15 protein-coding genes, 2 pseudogenes and 1 riboswitch are annotated in these 15,099 nt (G+C 73.2%); of the genes and pseudogenes, 10 read left to right on the forward strand and 7 right to left on the reverse strand.

All coding sequences use genetic code 11. The annotated features are described in order from the left end of the window. Nucleotide 1: 1 nt before the first annotated feature. On the reverse strand, nucleotides 2–721 hold the full coding sequence (locus tag ALMP_RS09360) for an alpha/beta fold hydrolase (RefSeq protein WP_264925818.1): 720 nt from the start codon (nucleotides 719–721) through the stop codon (nucleotides 2–4). A 21-nt stretch (nucleotides 722–742) separates the two neighbouring features. Further along, nucleotides 743–1,714, reverse strand: a complete 972-nt coding sequence (locus tag ALMP_RS09365) for an alpha/beta hydrolase (RefSeq protein WP_264925819.1) — start codon at nucleotides 1,712–1,714, stop codon at nucleotides 743–745. A 225-nt stretch (nucleotides 1,715–1,939) separates the two neighbouring features. Here ALMP_RS09365 and ALMP_RS09370 point away from each other — a divergent pair. Next, nucleotides 1,940–3,315, forward strand: a pseudogene (locus ALMP_RS09370) (amidohydrolase); the annotation flags it as partial. Between the two features lie 84 nt (nucleotides 3,316–3,399). Here ALMP_RS09370 and ALMP_RS44130 read toward each other — a convergent pair. Continuing rightward, nucleotides 3,400–3,480, reverse strand: a pseudogene (locus tag ALMP_RS44130) (hypothetical protein); the annotation flags it as partial. A gap of 152 nt (nucleotides 3,481–3,632) precedes the next feature. Further along, on the reverse strand, nucleotides 3,633–3,968 hold the full coding sequence (locus ALMP_RS09380; RefSeq protein ID WP_264925820.1) for an ANTAR domain-containing protein: 336 nt from the start codon (nucleotides 3,966–3,968) through the stop codon (nucleotides 3,633–3,635). Nucleotides 3,969–4,223: 255 nt separating this feature from the next. On the opposite strand from ALMP_RS09380, the gene ALMP_RS09385 reads away from it, so the two are divergent. Then, complete coding sequence (locus ALMP_RS09385; protein ID WP_375803461.1) at nucleotides 4,224–5,216, forward strand: helix-turn-helix transcriptional regulator; 993 nt, start codon at nucleotides 4,224–4,226, stop codon at nucleotides 5,214–5,216. A gap of 12 nt (nucleotides 5,217–5,228) precedes the next feature. Here ALMP_RS09385 and ALMP_RS09390 read toward each other — a convergent pair whose 3' ends face one another. The 3 genes from ALMP_RS09390 to ALMP_RS09400 form a co-directional block, all read right to left on the reverse strand. After that, complete coding sequence (locus ALMP_RS09390; protein WP_264925821.1) at nucleotides 5,229–5,537, reverse strand: SCO0607 family lipoprotein; 309 nt, start codon at nucleotides 5,535–5,537, stop codon at nucleotides 5,229–5,231. A 155-nt stretch (nucleotides 5,538–5,692) separates the two neighbouring features. Beyond that, nucleotides 5,693–6,241: a phosphatase PAP2 family protein gene (locus ALMP_RS09395; RefSeq protein ID WP_264925822.1), complete on the reverse strand. Its 549-nt coding sequence runs from the start codon at nucleotides 6,239–6,241 to the stop codon at nucleotides 5,693–5,695. Between the two features lie 45 nt (nucleotides 6,242–6,286). Then, on the reverse strand, nucleotides 6,287–7,327 hold the full coding sequence (locus tag ALMP_RS09400) for a YihY/virulence factor BrkB family protein (RefSeq protein ID WP_264925823.1): 1,041 nt from the start codon (nucleotides 7,325–7,327) through the stop codon (nucleotides 6,287–6,289). A gap of 161 nt (nucleotides 7,328–7,488) precedes the next feature. Then, nucleotides 7,489–7,672, forward strand: a riboswitch (cobalamin riboswitch). A 29-nt stretch (nucleotides 7,673–7,701) separates the two neighbouring features. Between ALMP_RS09400 and ALMP_RS09405 the strand changes: the two genes are divergently transcribed. The 8 genes from ALMP_RS09405 to ALMP_RS09440 all read left to right on the forward strand — a co-directional run bounded on the left by ALMP_RS09405 (nucleotide 7,702) and on the right by ALMP_RS09440 (nucleotide 14,908). Further along, nucleotides 7,702–8,403: an energy-coupling factor ABC transporter permease gene (locus tag ALMP_RS09405; RefSeq protein WP_264925824.1), complete on the forward strand. Its 702-nt coding sequence runs from the start codon at nucleotides 7,702–7,704 to the stop codon at nucleotides 8,401–8,403. Beyond that, nucleotides 8,400–8,825, forward strand: a complete 426-nt coding sequence (locus ALMP_RS09410; RefSeq protein WP_264925825.1) for an energy-coupling factor ABC transporter substrate-binding protein — start codon at nucleotides 8,400–8,402, stop codon at nucleotides 8,823–8,825. The genes ALMP_RS09405 and ALMP_RS09410 overlap by 4 nt, the downstream gene beginning before the upstream one ends. A 6-nt stretch (nucleotides 8,826–8,831) precedes the next feature. Beyond that, nucleotides 8,832–9,581 (forward strand): cobalt ECF transporter T component CbiQ, encoded by a 750-nt coding sequence (cbiQ, locus tag ALMP_RS09415; RefSeq protein WP_264925826.1) that lies wholly within the window; start codon nucleotides 8,832–8,834, stop codon nucleotides 9,579–9,581. Then, entirely contained in the window at nucleotides 9,578–10,426 is an 849-nt protein-coding gene (locus ALMP_RS09420; protein WP_264925827.1) for an energy-coupling factor ABC transporter ATP-binding protein, read from the forward strand. The genes cbiQ and ALMP_RS09420 overlap by 4 nt, the downstream gene beginning before the upstream one ends. Before the next feature lie 181 nt (nucleotides 10,427–10,607). After that, the gene (locus ALMP_RS09425) at nucleotides 10,608–10,934 is read left to right on the forward strand and encodes an antibiotic biosynthesis monooxygenase (protein ID WP_264925828.1); all 327 of its coding nucleotides are present in this window, start codon (nucleotides 10,608–10,610) and stop codon (nucleotides 10,932–10,934) included. A 78-nt stretch (nucleotides 10,935–11,012) separates the two neighbouring features. Continuing rightward, nucleotides 11,013–11,771, forward strand: a complete 759-nt coding sequence (locus ALMP_RS09430; RefSeq protein ID WP_264925829.1) for an IclR family transcriptional regulator — start codon at nucleotides 11,013–11,015, stop codon at nucleotides 11,769–11,771. An 89-nt stretch (nucleotides 11,772–11,860) separates the two neighbouring features. Further along, complete coding sequence (locus ALMP_RS09435; RefSeq protein ID WP_264925830.1) at nucleotides 11,861–13,042, forward strand: PP2C family protein-serine/threonine phosphatase; 1,182 nt, start codon at nucleotides 11,861–11,863, stop codon at nucleotides 13,040–13,042. Between the two features lie 138 nt (nucleotides 13,043–13,180). After that, nucleotides 13,181–14,908 (forward strand): VanW family protein, encoded by a 1,728-nt coding sequence (locus ALMP_RS09440; RefSeq protein ID WP_264925831.1) that lies wholly within the window; start codon nucleotides 13,181–13,183, stop codon nucleotides 14,906–14,908. The last annotated feature ends 191 nt before the right edge of the window (nucleotides 14,909–15,099 follow it).

Here is a 15,099-nt window from a genome sequence, read left to right on the forward strand (position 1 = left end):
GTCAGCCGGTGGCGCGTACCGCCTCGCGGATCACCTCGGCGACCTGCTCGGGGCGGGAGACGGCGACGGCGTGGGAGGCGTCGTCCAGTTCGACGACGGTCGCGCCGGCGCGCTTCGCGGCGAAGCGCTGGACCTCGGGGTTGATCGCGTTGTCGGCGCCGGCCACGACGGCCCAGGACGGCTTGGCCGTCCAGGCGGCCGCGCTCGCGGTCTCCTCGAACGCGGCGGCGGCCAGCGGGCGCTGGGCGGAGGCGAGGATCTTGGTGACCCCGGCCGGCACGTCGGCGGCGAACACCGTCGGGAAGGCGTCCTCGGCGATGGTGACCTCGACGGCGGTGCCGCCGCCCGGCACCGGGTACGTCCACTGCTTGAGGTTGCTGACCAGCGGCGACGCCGGGAAGCGGCCCTGAAGCTCGCCGAGGCTCTCGCCCTCTTCCAGGACGTACGCGGCGACGTAGACGAGACCGACGACGTTCTCCGTGGTGCCGGCCACGGTGATGAGGGCACCGCCGTAGGAGTGGCCGACGAGGATCACGGGGCCGTCGATCTGGGCGGCGACGGAGGCGATGTACGCGGCGTCGGAGGCCAGACCGCGCAGCGGGTTGGGCGGGGCGATGACGGGGATGCCGTGGCCCTGGAGCTCGGCGATGACACCGGACCAGCTCGCGGCGTCGGCGAACGCGCCGTGGACGAGGAGGACGGTGGGCGTGGCGGCGGACATGTAAGGGGTGTCTCCTCGGACTCAGGCGGGGTGCAGGGCGGTGCGCAGGGTGTGGACGGCGAGGGTGATGGCGGCTTCGGCGGCATGGGTGGAGCGCAGGGCGTTGAGCATGACGAAGTCGTGGATGACGCCCTGGAAGCGGACGGCGGTGACGGGGACGCCGGCGGTGCGGAGTCTGGCCGCGTAGGCCTCGCCCTCGTCGCGCAGGACGTCGGCCTCGGCGGTGACGACGAGCGCGGGGGGCAGGCCGGTGAGCTGTTCGGTGGTGGCGCGCAGGGGTGAGGCGGTGGGCTGGTCGCGTTCGGCGGTGTCGGTGGTGTATTGGTCCCAGAACCAGCGCATGCCGTCCCGGCGCAGGAAGTAGCCCTGGGCGAACTGGTGGTAGGAGGGGGTGTCGAAGGCGGCGTCGGTGACGGGGTAGAACAGCACCTGGTGGGTGAGGTGGGGGCCGCCGCGTTCCTTGGCCAGCAGGGTCAGGGCGGCGGTCATGTTGCCGCCGACGGAGTCGCCGGCCACCGCCAGCCGTGTGCCGTCCAGGCCGTGGGCGCTGCCCTGTTCGGTGATCCAGCGGGCGACGGTGTAGTTCTGTTCCAGGGCGACGGGGTAGCGGACCTCGGGTGAGAGGTCGTACTCGGGGAAGACGACGGCGGCGTCGGTGCCGGCGGCGAGTTCGCGGACCAGGCGGTCGTGGGTGTGGGCGTTGCCGAAGACCCAGCCGGCGCCGTGGATGTAGAGGATCACCGGGAGGATGCCGGTGCGGCCGGCGGGCCGCACGAGGCGGGCGCGGACGCTGCCGGTGGGGCCGCCGGGGACGGTGATCCACTCCTCGTCGACGGCCGGCTTGTCGATGTCGCCGGACTGGACCTCGTCGACGGCCTTGCGTCCCTCCGCCGGCGGCAGTTCGAACAGGTACGGCGGGTTCGCCGTCGCCTCCGCGAACGCCCGCGCGGCGGGTTCCAGAACCGGCCGAACCGGCTCGACGACTTCGGACATGAACATCTCCCGCGGTCCTCGTGTGCGTTTCCTCTCCTCGTCACGCTAAATCCGCGGGGCGGCTCGGCATTGCTCACGCGTGCACCGCCGCTGTCCTCTCAGCGCACAGGAATGCGGTGCGCTGTGAGCACTCATTCGGTGCGCTCACAGAACACATGAGCGCCGTCCGAACGGCTTGTGTTGAGGGCACATGAATTCCTCGATTCCCGAAGGGGTTGTCGCACGGTGTCAGCAATGCCGGTCGGCGGACTGGTCCCCCGGGCCACCGACAACGCCGCGGAACTCGTCGTCCGCAACGGGCGCGTCCACACCCAGGACCCGCGCCACCCGCAGGCCGGGGCGCTCGCCGTGCGCGGCGGTGTCGTCACGGCCGTCGGCGACGACCAGGACATCGCCGCGCACATCTGCCCGCGCACCCGGGTCGTCGACGCGCTCGGCCGACGGGTCGTGCCGGGCCTCAACGACGCCCACCTGCATGTGATCCGCGGCGGCCTCAACTACGTGCTGGAACTGCGCTGGGACGGTGTGCGCACCCTGCGGCAGGGCCTGGCGATGCTGCGCGAGCAGGCCGCCCGCACCCCGAAGGGCCAGTGGGTGCGGGTGGTCGGCGGCTGGTCGGCGGAGCAGTTCGCGGAGCGGCGGCTGCCGACGGTCGCGGAACTGAACGCGGCCGCGCCGGACATGCCCGTCTTCGTCCTGCACCTCTACCAGTCGGCCGTCCTCAACCGGGCCGCCCTCAAGGCCGCCGGCTACGACCGCTCCACCCCCGACCCGAAGGGCGGCCAGATCGTCCGCGGCCGGGACGGGGAGCCCACGGGCATGCTGCTGGCCGCGCCCAGCGCGCTGATCCTGTACTCGGCGCTGGCGAAGGCGCCGGCCCTGGAAGGCGAGGACAGGAAGACCTCGACCCGGCACTTCCTGCGCGAACTCAACCGTTCGGGCTGACCTCGGCCATCGACGCCGCCGGCGGATTCCAGAACTTCCCCGAGAACTACTCCACCGTCGTCGAACTGGCGAAATCCGGCCAGTTGTCGCTGCGCATCGCCTATCACCTTTTCCCGCAGACCCCGGGGCAGGAGATCGACGATCTCACCCGGTGGATCGAAATGGCCCGCCCCGAGGACGGCGACGCCTGGCTGCGCCTCAACGGCGCGGGTGAGAATCTCACCTGGGCGGCCGCCGACTTCGAGAACTTCACCCAGCCACGGCCGGAACTCAACGCCTACGAGGCGGAATTCGAGAAGGCGGTCCGGCTCCTCATGGAGAACGGCTGGGGATTCCGTCTGCACGCCACCTACGACGAGACGATCCGCCGCGATCTCGCCGTGTTCGAGAAACTCGCGGCGGAAGGTCTCTTCCCGGCCGGCAACCGCTGGCTGTTCGACCACGCGGAGACCGTCTCCCCCGCGAGCCTCGACCGCGTCGCCGCCCTCGGCGGCGCACTGTCCGTGCAGAACCGACTGTCCTTCCAGGGCGAGGCGTTCCTGCGGCGCTACGGCACCGGAGCGGCCGCGGACGCCCCGCCGCTGGCGGCCATGCTGGAGCGCGGCCTGACCGTCGCCGCCGGCACCGACGCCACCCGCCTCCCGCAGCAGCCACCGTCCCTCCGCGCGTGCGGGAAGGCCGGGCTCCAGCAGGCGCCGCAGGGTCCCCACGTGCCGGCGGATCACGTTGAGCGCGCTGCGCGGCGGGTCCGTCCCCCACAGCGCGTCGACGATCTCCGCGACGGCGACCGGCCGACCCGCTCCGACCAGCAGCAGCGCCAGGAAGGCACGCTCCTGCGGCCCTCCGGCTCAAGCTCCGTCCGCCCCCGCCACACCCGTACGGGCCCCAGGACCGCGAACCGCACCGACTCCAGCGGCACGTCATCCCCCTCCGGTATCTCTCCCCGGAGGTCGACTCTACGTCACTGCGTGCGTCACCCAGAGTCACGCACGGATGGGTTCCCGGAATCCTCCCGGCCTTGGTCGGTGCGCTTGAGGGCGTCGGCCAGCGCCTGGTGGATGCCGTCGGGGAGCCAGCCGCAGTGGGCGCCCTGGACGACGTACTCGGCGACCTCGCGCAGCTTGGTGTTGGTGTGCTGGGAGATGTCCTTCAGGACGCTCCAGCCCTGCTCCGGACGGAGGTGGCCGACGGTGATGACGACGCCGATGGCCTGGTCGATGACGGCGTGGGAGGCGACGGCCTGCCGCAGTTGCCGGACCTCCGCCTCCAAGGCGCCGATCCGTTCCTGGAGGTCCTCCTCCGCTGCCATGCCGACCCGTCTTTCCGCTGAGCTGATCCGAGTTTCGTGAACCGCTGCCGGAGCGGTGTCGCGGCGCTGTCACGTCCCAGCCTGCACCTCAGGGAGGGATTCCGCCGCACAGGGGACGAACACCTTGGGCCGGGCCGGTCCGGAAAACGAATGTCCGCCGCGATGCCGGGCAGCCGAGGGTGACGAGCGCATGGCCGTTCCCCCTCGTCGTGTACGTCGCGGACGCGGCGGTCGGGGGTGTCCCGCTCCCGACCCGTGCCGAGCACCCGACCCACCGACGAGGCCGTGATGGAGACGCTGTTCTTCGACAGTGACGACCTGGACCTGACCGAGGACTTCCTCAGCCGGGCCTACGCCAAGATGCGCATACGCAGCGACGCGCCCGAGACCGTCCGGGCGCGGATCAGCCGCGCCGCGCTGCCGTCGGTGACGGTCGACGAGATCGACCTCGGTTTCGAGATGAGCTACTCGGTGGCCCCGCTGGGGCGGATCTGCCTGTGTCTCATGCACGACGGCACGATCGAGGACCATGTCTTCGACGGGGTCGAGGACGCCTTCGGACCCGGCGACGTGGTGTCGTTCGCCCCACCGGACCTGCCGTACGCGGGCCGGGTCCGCAACGCCCGCTACAACATCACCATGCTGGACACCGACCTGCTGGCACAGGTCGCCGCGGGCGCCCCGGGACGCAGAGCCGAGCCGGTGCGCCTGACCGGCCACCGGCCCCACTCCGACGCCGCGGCGCGACGCCTGCGGCACTCCGTCAGCTATCTGCGCGACCACGTGCTGTCCGACCCCGGCTTCGCCGACCAGCCGCTGATCGCCTCCACCGCCGCCCAGCACCTGGCCGCGGGGGTGCTCGCCGCCTTCCCCAACACCGCGCTGACCGACCCCACCGCGACCGACCGCAAGGACGCCCACCCGGCCACCCTGCGCCTGGCGCTGTCCTACATCGACGACCACGCCCACGAGCCCCTGACCGTCGCCGACATCGCCGCGGCCGCCCATGTCACCGTGCGGGCCCTGCAGTACGCGTTCCGGCGCCATCTGGACACCACGCCGCTCGCCCATCTGCGCCGGGTGCGGCTGTCCCACGCGCACGCCGAGCTGCTGGCCGCGAACCCCCTCGACGGCACCACGGTCACCGAGGTCGCCGCCCGCTGGGGCTTCCTGCACCCGGGTCGCTTCGCCGCCCTGTACCGCCGCGCCTACGGCCGTCCCCCGCACCGGACCCTCGCCGAGGGGTGATACGGGTGACGTTCACCCCGCCGGCGCCTCGACGATGTTCCCCTTCTCGTCGAGGGTGTGGGTGCTCCAGTAGGTGTCCCACTTGTCGCCGACGTACTCGGGGACCTTGCCCTCGGGGTAGCGCGCGTATCCCTCCGGCGGCTCCTCGCCGTTCGGCACGCAGGCGCTGCCGGTGCTGCCCACGGCCAGGACCGGGTACTCGCCCCCGCCGCAGCTGGCCTCCTTCAGGGAGCAGCCGCTCAGCAGCACGGCGGCCGCCCCGGCCAGCGCGAGACCCCACACGACCCGGACCCGCCCCTGAACTCGCTCGCTGGTACGCACCCTCGACTCCCCCTGAAGCGCTCGACGTCTGGTGCGACCAGCGTGCGGCAGGCGGCCGGGCCCGCTCATGAGTACCCGTACTCACCCGCGCCGGGCGGACCTACCCGGATCCGCGGGTGCCGTCCGGGCGGCCGGAAGTGCCCGCGGGACCGGGCTCAGGTCAGGGCCCGTGCCGCCAGACGGGGGACGCGGTGGGTCAGGGCGGCGGCGGCCAGGCCGACCGCGGCGCCGGCGGTGACGTCGGAGGGGTAGTGGGCACCGGTGTGGATCCGTTCGCAGCCCACCAGCACCGTCGGAACCGCGCAGGCCGCGCCCGCCCAGGGCCAGACCATCGCCACGGCGGCGGTGAAGCCGACGGCGGCCGCGGTGTGACCGGAGGGGAACGACGAGGACTCGGGCCGGTCGTGGACGTCCTCGTGCGGGATCCACTCCTTCGGCGGCCGGCGCCGCTGCCAAAGCTGTTTGACGACTCCGTTCGACACCGTCTCCGCCACCGCCATGCTCAGCACACCCGCCGCCGCGGCCCGCCGCCCTCGCCACCCTCCGGCCGTGGCCATGACGGCGGCGGCTCCCCACCACAGCTTGGTGTGCTGCGCCGCCTCCTCCACCGCCGGCAACACCTGCCGCGCGCGGCCCGACCGCCATGACGCCACGCGGCGCGTCAGCCGGCGGTCACCCTTCCGCAGATCCGCCAACACCCTCATGACCTGCGACTTCCCGAGCCGGCCGGACGCTAACGCGGCCGGCCCTCATTCCAGTCGGCGCTGGTCCTCCTCGCTCCAGGCCCGGGTGTCACGGGGCGTGACGTACGGTTCCTCGTCGTGCGGGAGTCCCCCGGCGACGGCGCGCTGGCGGGACAGCTCCGCGTCGAACTCCAGGCCGAGCAGGATGGCGATGTTGGTGATCCACAGCCACACCAGGAACACGATGACGCCGGCGAGCGTGCCGTAGGTCTTGTTGTAGGAGGCGAAGTTCGCCACGTAGAACGCGAAGCCGGCCGAGGCGATCAGCCAGATCACCAGGGCGAGCACACTGCCCGGCGTGATCCAGCGGAAGCCGCGTCCCTTCACGTTCGGCGCCGCCCAGTACAGGATCGCGATCATGAGCGTGACCAGGACGATCAGCACCGGCCACTTAGCGATCGACCAGACCGTCAGCGCGGTGTCGCCGATGCCGAGCGCGGTACCGGCCCGGCGGGCGAGATCGCCGGTGAACACCACGATCAGCGCGCTGATCACGGCCAGCACGAGCAGCACCACGGTCACCGCGACCCGGACCGGCAGCACCTTCCACACGGGGCGGCCCTCGGGCATGTCGTACACGGCGTTCGCGCTGCGGATGAAGGCGGCGACATAGCCGGACGCCGACCACACCGCCAGGACGACGCCGACGACCGCCATGATCGAGCCGATCCCGCCGCGGCCCTGGAGCTGCTGCACGGCGTCGCTGATGATGTCCCGGGCCGAGCCCGGGGCGAGTTTCTGGAGGTTCTCCAGCACCTGCTCGGTCGCCGACCGGCCGGCCAGGCCCAGGATGGACACCAGCACCAGCAGGGCCGGGAACAGGGAGAGCACGCCGTAGTAGGTGAGGGCCGCCGCACGGTCGGTGAGCTCGTCGTCCTTGAACTCCTTCACCGTGCCTTTGAGCACCGCCCACCAGGACTGCTTGGGCAGCTGGCTGGGCTCGTCCGGTGCGCGTCGTTCCACCTGCTCGTCCGGCCCGGGCGAGTGCCGCTGCGCGGACTTCGTCGGGCCACCGGTGCGGTGATCGGGTCTCGATGTCCGTGCCATGGGACCGGAGTAACCCCCTGGGGGCAGATCATGCGTGGGACGGCGAGGGGGATCATGGCCCGAGCGGCGAGAGCACGTGCCAGCGCTGTGCGCCGGGGTGTGAGCCGTCGGGCGCCGTGCGCGCGCCCCCGTGGCCGCTTGTCACCGCCCCTGTACAGCCACTACTGTCACCACGCCTTGGTGAACGGGAAATCCGGTGTGATGCCGGTGCGGCCCTCGCCACTGTGATCGGGAAGTCCGGCTCCGGCCCTCACGGGCAGCCACTGGGTCCTCGGACCCGGGAAGGCGGAGCACGGGCGGTGGTACCCGTCAGCCAGGAGACCGGCCAAGGCGCGTCAACCATCCACGAGGTGCTGGAGAGGGTCTGCTGAGCCATGCACATAGCCGAGGGTTTCCTGCCTCCGGCGCACGCGGTCGCCTGGGGCGTCGCGTCGGCGCCGTTCGTCGTCCACGGAGTCCGTGCACTCCAGCGTGAGGTGCGCGAGCACCCCGAGAGCACCCTGCTCCTCGGCGCCTCCGGGGCCTTCACGTTCGTCCTGTCCGCACTGAAACTGCCCTCCGTCACCGGCAGTTGCTCGCACCCCACCGGAACCGGCCTGGGCGCCATGCTGTTCCGGCCGCCGATCATGGCGGTGCTGGGCACCATCACCCTGCTCTTCCAGGCACTGCTGCTCGCGCACGGCGGCCTGACCACGCTCGGCGCCAACGTCTTCTCGATGGCGATCGTCGGCCCGTGGGCCGGCTACGGCGTGTACCGGCTGCTGCGGCGCTCCGAGGCGCCGCTGATGGTCGCGGTGTTCTTCGGGGCGTTCGTCGCCGACCTGTCCACGTACTGCGTCACCAGCGTGCAGCTGGCGCTCGCGTTCCCCGACCCGGGCAGCGGGTTCCTGGGCGCGCTCGGCAAGTTCGGGTCCATCTTCGCCGTCACGCAGATCCCGCTCGCGGTGAGCGAGGGCCTGCTCACGGTGCTGGTGATGCGTCTGCTGGTGCAGTCCAGCAAGGGTGAGCTGACCCGGCTCGGGGTGCTGGTGACGGGCGGGAAGGCCCCCGCCGGGACGGAGGCGGTGTCCCGATGAACCGGAACACGAAGATCAACGGTCTGCTGCTGCTCGTGGTGGTCGCGCTCGCCGTGCTGCCGCTGGCGCTCGGCCTGGGCGACCACAAGGAGGAGCCCTTCACGGGCGCCGACGCCGAGGCGGAGACGGCGATCACCGAGATCGAACCGGACTACGAGCCGTGGTTCTCGCCGCTGTACGAGCCGCCGTCCGGGGAGATCGAGTCGGCGCTGTTCGCCGTCCAGGCGGCCCTCGGCGCGGGCGTCCTCGCCTACTACTTCGGGCTGCGGCGCGGGCGGCGCCAGGGCGAGCTGCGGGCGCGCGCGCAGGCGGCGGACGCGGACACCGCCGGGATGGCGCGGACGGCGGACGCCGCTCCCGCGGGCAGCGCGGGGGTGGCGAGGTCGGCGGACGCCGAGCGGTCCACACCGGAACGGGCCTGAGCGCTCGTGCTGCCGATCGACGCGGCGGCGCACAGCAGCCGCTGGCGCCGCCGTCATCCCGTGGACAAGGCCGTGCTCGGGCTGGGCCTGACCGTGCTGGCGATCTCGCTCCCGCCGTGGCCGGGCGCTGCCCTGGTGCTGGTGACGGCGCTCGTCGTGCTGCTGGGTCCGGCGGGCGTGCCGGCCCGGCGGCTGTGGCGCGCCTACCGGGTGCCGCTGGGTTTCTGCGCGACGGGCGCGGTCACCCTGCTGGTCCAGGTGGGCGGGCCCGACGGGTTCCTCACGCCGGCCGACGGCGGATGGGTGCGGGCCGGGGAGCTGATGCTGCGCACCTCGGCCGCCTCCCTCGGCGTCCTGCTGTTCGCCTTCACCACCCCCATGTCCGATCTGCTGCCGCGTCTGGTGCGGGCGGGCGTGCCGGCGCCGGTCGTCGACGTCGCGCTGGTGACGTACCGCATGAGCTTCCTGCTGCTGGACTCCGTGCGCCGGATCCGCCAGGCGCAGGCGGCACGGCTCGGACACACCTCCCGGGCCGCCGAGTGGCGTTCCCTGGCGGGGCTCGGAGCGACCGCGTTCGTGCGGTCCTTCGACCGGGCGGCCCGGCTCCAGGCCGGGCTCGCCGGACGCGGCTACGACGGCACCCTGCGCGTGCTGGTGCCCGAGGCCCGTGTCTCGCCGCGGTTCACGGCGGCCGCGTGCGCGCTCCTGGTGGCCCTGGCCGCCCTCACCCTCGTCCTGGAAAGGTCCTTGTCATGAGCGAGCTGGTCGCGCTGCGGGGCGCCTCCTTCGCGTACGAGGACGGCCCGACCGTGCTCGACGGCCTCGACTTCGAGATCCGCGAAGGGCGCGCGCTCGCGCTGCTGGGCCGCAACGGCAGCGGCAAGACCACCCTGATGCGGCTGCTGAGCGGCGGGCTGCGCCCGCACCGCGGGGAGCTGACGGTCGACGGCCGGGCGGTGTCGTACGACCGGGCGGGGCTGACCCGGCTGCGCACGACCGTCCAGCTGGTCGTCCAGGATCCGGACGACCAGCTGTTCGCCGCGTCCGTCGCCCAGGACGTGTCCTTCGGGCCACTGAACCTGGGGCTGTCCGACGCCGAGGTGCGGACGCGGGTGGCGGAGGCGCTGGCCGCGCTGGACATCACCGGCCTGGCCGACCGGCCCACCCATCTGCTCTCCTACGGGCAGCGCAAGCGGACCGCGATCGCGGGCGCCGTCGCGATGCGCCCGCGGGTCCTGATCCTCGACGAGCCGACCGCCGGGCTCGACCCCGACGGCCAGGAGCGGCTGCTCGTCACCCTCGACGAGCTGCGCGCCCGCGGCACCACGGTGGTGATGGCCACCCACGACGTCGACCTCGCCCTGCGCTGGGCCGACGACGCCGCCCTGCTCACCCCGTCGGGCGCCCACACCGGGCCCGCGCCCACGACGCTGGCCCGCGCGGATCTCCTCCGGCAGGCCGGGCTGCGACTGCCCTGGGGTGTCGCGGTCACCCGTCTGCTGCGCGCCCGGGGCCTCCTGGCGGACACCGCCCCCGGCCCCCGCAGCCCGGAGGAACTGGCCGCCCTGGGAGGCGACCCGGTGCTGTCGTCCGAGACCTGACCCACCGGACGCCGGGCGCCCGTTCCTTCCGCGACGGTCCCGGACGCCGGACCGCCGCCCGCCCGCCCCGCGACCGTGCCGGACTTCGGCCGGCCGGCCGCGTGGGCCCGGCTCGGGGCGCCCAGCACGCCGCAGGTGCCCGGTGGGGCCGGGTGGTGGGGGCATCCGGCAGGATGGGGTCATGAGCGTAGTGAAGATCAACGTGCTGACCGTGCCCGCCGAGCAGCGGGAGACGCTGGAGAAGCGGTTCGCCTCCCGGGCCCACGCCGTCGAGAGCTCCGACGGGTTCGAGTGGTTCGAGCTCCTGCGGCCGGTGGAGGGCACCGACACCTACCTGGTGTACACGCGGTGGCGCGACGAGGAGTCGTTCCAGGCGTGGATGGAGGGGCCGATGAAGGCCGCCCACCAGGGCGGCGGCGAGGGCGCCGAGCGGCCCAAGCCCGCGGCGTCCGCCTCCACGCTGTGGTCGTTCGAGGTCGTGCAGCAGGCGGCGCCCAAGAACGCCTAGGACGTCACCGTCCCGCGCCGGAGCGTGCGGAACCGGGCGTGCCTTGCCTGGGCCGCGCGCCCGGCGCACGCTGGTCCTATGGGTGCGAGCGAGGGACCCACGCTCATCACCTCCGTGCAGCGGGCGTTCCGGCTGCTGGAGGCGGTGGGGGCGCACGCGAACGGCGCACCGGCGAAACAGCTGGCGCGCGAGACGGGGCTGCCCCTGGCCACCGCCTACCACCTGCTGCGCACGCTGGTGCACGACGGATACCTGCGCAAGTTGGACGACGGCGGGTTCATCCTGGGCGACAAGCTGCGGACGCTGCACACCGGGGGTCGCGGGCAGGCGCTGCTCAGCCGGGTCCGTCCGGCGCTGGCCGCGCTGCGGGACGAGCTGTCGACCGCCGCCTACCTCACCTTCTACGAGGACGGCGAGATCAGGGTCGCCGAGATCGTCGACGGCCCCCGCGCGCCCCGGGTGGACCTCTGGGTGGGCTTCGAGGACGCCGCGCACGCCACCGCGCTGGGCAAGACCGTGCTGCGCGAGCTGGACGACGAGGCCCGCAAGGACTACCTCTCCCGGCACCAGCTCGCCGACCTCACGCCGCGCACCATCACCGACCCGCCGGAACTGCTGCGCCGCCTGGACGCCGCGCCGCTGGCGCCGGCCGTCACCGACCTGGAGGAGTACACGCTCGGGACGGTCTGCGTCGCCGTACCGGTGTACAGCGGGGACACGCTCGGCTCGCTCGGCGTGTCGCTGCCCGCCGACCGGCTGTCCCGGCTGGAGGCGGTCCGGGCGCGGCTGCTGCCGACCGCGAGCCGCGTGACCAGGGGCCTGTCGCTCACTATCTGAAAACCCTCTCCTTGTGACGCACGCGACCGAACCTGTTTCCTGAAGACACCTGTACACCCCCGCCCACAGGTGAGGACCGCGGACGAATCATGAGTCAGGCGACGCCCCGCAAGCACACCCCCGCCCAACTGGCCGCCGGCACGCCCGTACTGCCCGTACTGATCATCACGGCCATCGTGGTCGTCGACCTCCTCGGCGGGGCGGCGATGACCTGGCTGCCGATGCTCGCCGCGGCCCCGGCGCTCGCCACCACCACCTGCGGACCACGCGGTGTGCTCTGCGTCGGCCTGCTCGCCACCGTGCTCGGCACGACGCTCGGGCTGCGGGACGGGGCGCCGGGGCACGACCTGGCGGTCGTCCTGGCCGCCCTGGGCGCCGTCACCCTGGCCAGCGGTCTGGCCAGCGCGCTGCGGGGACGTCGCGAGCGGGTCCTCGCGGCGGTCCGCTCGGTCGCGGAGGCCGCCCAGCACGCGCTGCTCAAACCCGTCCCCGCGAGGGTCGGCCCGTTCCAGGTGGCCGTCCGCTACAGCGCCGCCGCGGCGGAGGCCCGGATCGGCGGCGACCTCTACGCGCTGGTGTCCACTCCGTACGGTGTCCGGCTGATCGTCGGCGATGTGCGCGGCAAGGGGCTGCCGGCGGTGGGGACCGCCGCGCTGGTGCTCGGTGTGTTCCGTGAGGCGGCCTACGACGAGCCCGATCTCCTCGACGTCGTCGACCGGATCGAGCGGAGCCTGGCGCGCAACCTCGGCAGCGACGACTTCGTCACCGCCGTGGTCGCCGGACACCCCCGGCCGGGCAGCCTGGAACTGGTCAACTGCGGGCACGCGCCGCCGCTGCTGGTGCGCGACGGCGAGGTCCGCACGGTGGAGACGCCCCGTCCCGCGCCGCCCCTGGGGCTGCGCGCCCTCACCGCCGAGACGCCCACCCTCCAGGTGCTGCCCTTCGTCGACGGGGACCAGCTGCTGCTGTACACGGACGGGGTCACCGAGGCCCGGGACCACGGCCGGGCGTTCTACTCGCTCGCCGACGGGCTGGCGCGGCACCTGACGGACGATCCGGCGCGTACCCTCGGCGCGCTCCACGAGGACCTGCTGGCGCATGTGGGCGGCCGGCTGCACGACGACGCGGCGCTCCTGATGCTGCGCAAACCCACTGCTCAGGACGTGGTCACCGGGGTGGTGCGCGGGAGCGCCCCGCGGTCCGCCCGGCCGCGCTCGCGGGCGGTTCCGGGGCTGTCCGGCGACGGCCGGGCGACGAGCCGTACGGCATGACCGGAAACGAGTGACCAGAAACATACGTGTCCTGGGACATAGCACCGCACCGCCCCCGTTGTGGATAGTTTGAGGTGCTTGCCCCGCGCCCAGCGTCGCGTCACCGGGGACCCCGCCTCTCCACCGACCAGGAGACCCATGCGCCTCCGTGCAGCCTCCGCCGCCTCCGTCTCGCGAATAGCGTCCGTTCCCCGCCTCGCCCTGGCCGGCGGCGCCCTGGCCGTCGGCGTCGGCGGCTTGTATCTCGGCGGGCTGCTGCTCACCGGCGGGGAGGTCGAGACGGGGACGACGGTGCGCGGGGTGGAGATCGGCGGACTGAGCCGTGAGGAGGCCGTGCGGAAGCTGGAGCGGCACCTGGCGGCGGCCGGTGCACGGGAGCTGCCCGTGCGGGTCGGCGACCGTGACGGCACGGTCGACCCCCGGCGGGCCGGACTCGCCTTCGACGCCGGGCGGACCGTCGACCGGGCGGCCCGCACCGGCTCCGACCCGTTCAGCGTGATCGGCGGTCTCTTCCGCTCGGGCGGTGCCGTCGAGCCCGTCGTGCGCGTCGAGGAGGACAAGACCCGCGCCGCCCTCGGACAGCTCGCGAAGACCCTCGACCAGAAGGTCCGCGACGGTGCCGTCACCTTCACCGACGGCCGGGTCCGGCAGGTCGCCCCGGTCACCGGACACGCGCTGGACGTGGACTCGGCGGTCGGTGTGCTGCGCGCCGCCTTCCTGCGCGGCGCGCAGGACACGGTCACGGTGCTGCCCGACCGGGAGACCGCGCCGAAGGTCACCGCCCGGGAGGTGGCACGGGCGGTGCGGGAGTTCGCACAGCCGGCCATGTCGGCGCCGGTCACGCTCACCGCGGGCGACAAGCGGTTCACGATCGACCAGGCCGTCCTGGGCGACCACCTGACCCTGCGGCCGGACGACTCCGGCCGACTGACACCGAGGCTGGACGCCAAGGGACTGCGGGCGGAGCCCGCCGTGGCCCGTCCGCTGGCCGATCTCACCACCACCCCCGAGAACGCCACGCTCCGCCTCGACGGCGACCGGGTCGTGGTCGCCTCGGACGCCAGGGTCGGCGTCCAGGTCAGCGACGCGGCCCTGGGCAAGTCCGTGCTGCCGCTGCTGACGAAGTCGGGTACCGACCGCACCGGCGAGCTGTCCGTACGGCGCATCCAGCCGGAGGTGACCCGGGAGAACGCCGCGCGGCTGGGGCTGACGGAGAAGATGTCCTCCTTCACCGTCAACTTCGAGCCGGCCCCGTACCGCACGAAGAACATCGGGCGGGCCGCGCAGCTCATCAACGGCTCCGTCGTCCTGCCGGGCGAGACCTGGAGCTTCAACCGGACCGTCGGGGAGCGCACCGAGGCCAACGGCTTCGTCGAGGGCATCATGATCCTCGACGACCAGTTCACCAAGGCGGCCGGCGGCGGGGTGTCCGCCGTCGCCACGACCGTCTTCAACGCGATGTTCTTCGCCGGTGTCAAGCCCGTCGAGTACGGCGCCCACTCCTTCTACATCGAGCGCTACCCGGAGGGCCGTGAGGCGACGGTCGCCTGGGGCAGTCTCGACCTGCGGTTCACCAACGACTCCGGTCACGCCCTCGCCCTCCAGGCGGAGGCCACCGACACCTCCGTGACCGTCACCTTCCTCGGGACGAAGAAGTACGACGAGATCACGTCGGTGAAGGGGCCGCGCACCAATGTCAAGGAGCCCACGCGCAAGGTGAGCACCGACAAGAAGTGCGTGCCGCAGACGCCGCTCGAGGGCTTCGACGTCACCGTGGAGCGGGTCTTCCACGACGGCGGCCGGGAAGTGCGGCGGGAGCCGTTCCGCACGCACTACACACCGCGGAACGAGATCGTCTGCGAGTGACTCTCGGGCCCCGGGGACGTCCTCAGCGGTCCTGGGGCGGTTCGAGCCGTGCCACCTCCCGGGCCGCCGCCTCGGCGCGGCGCCGGGCCTCGCGCAGGCGTCCGTCGGCGGCGCGGGCCCGGTCCTGCGCCTGCTGGGCGGCGGTGCGGGCCTGCCGTAGCTCGGCCCGCAGGCGCTGGAGCTCTTCCGCC

Origin of the sequence: Streptomyces sp. A012304, assembly GCF_026008495.1 — a bacterium.
Taxonomy (GTDB): Bacteria; Actinomycetota; Actinomycetes; order Streptomycetales; family Streptomycetaceae; genus Streptomyces.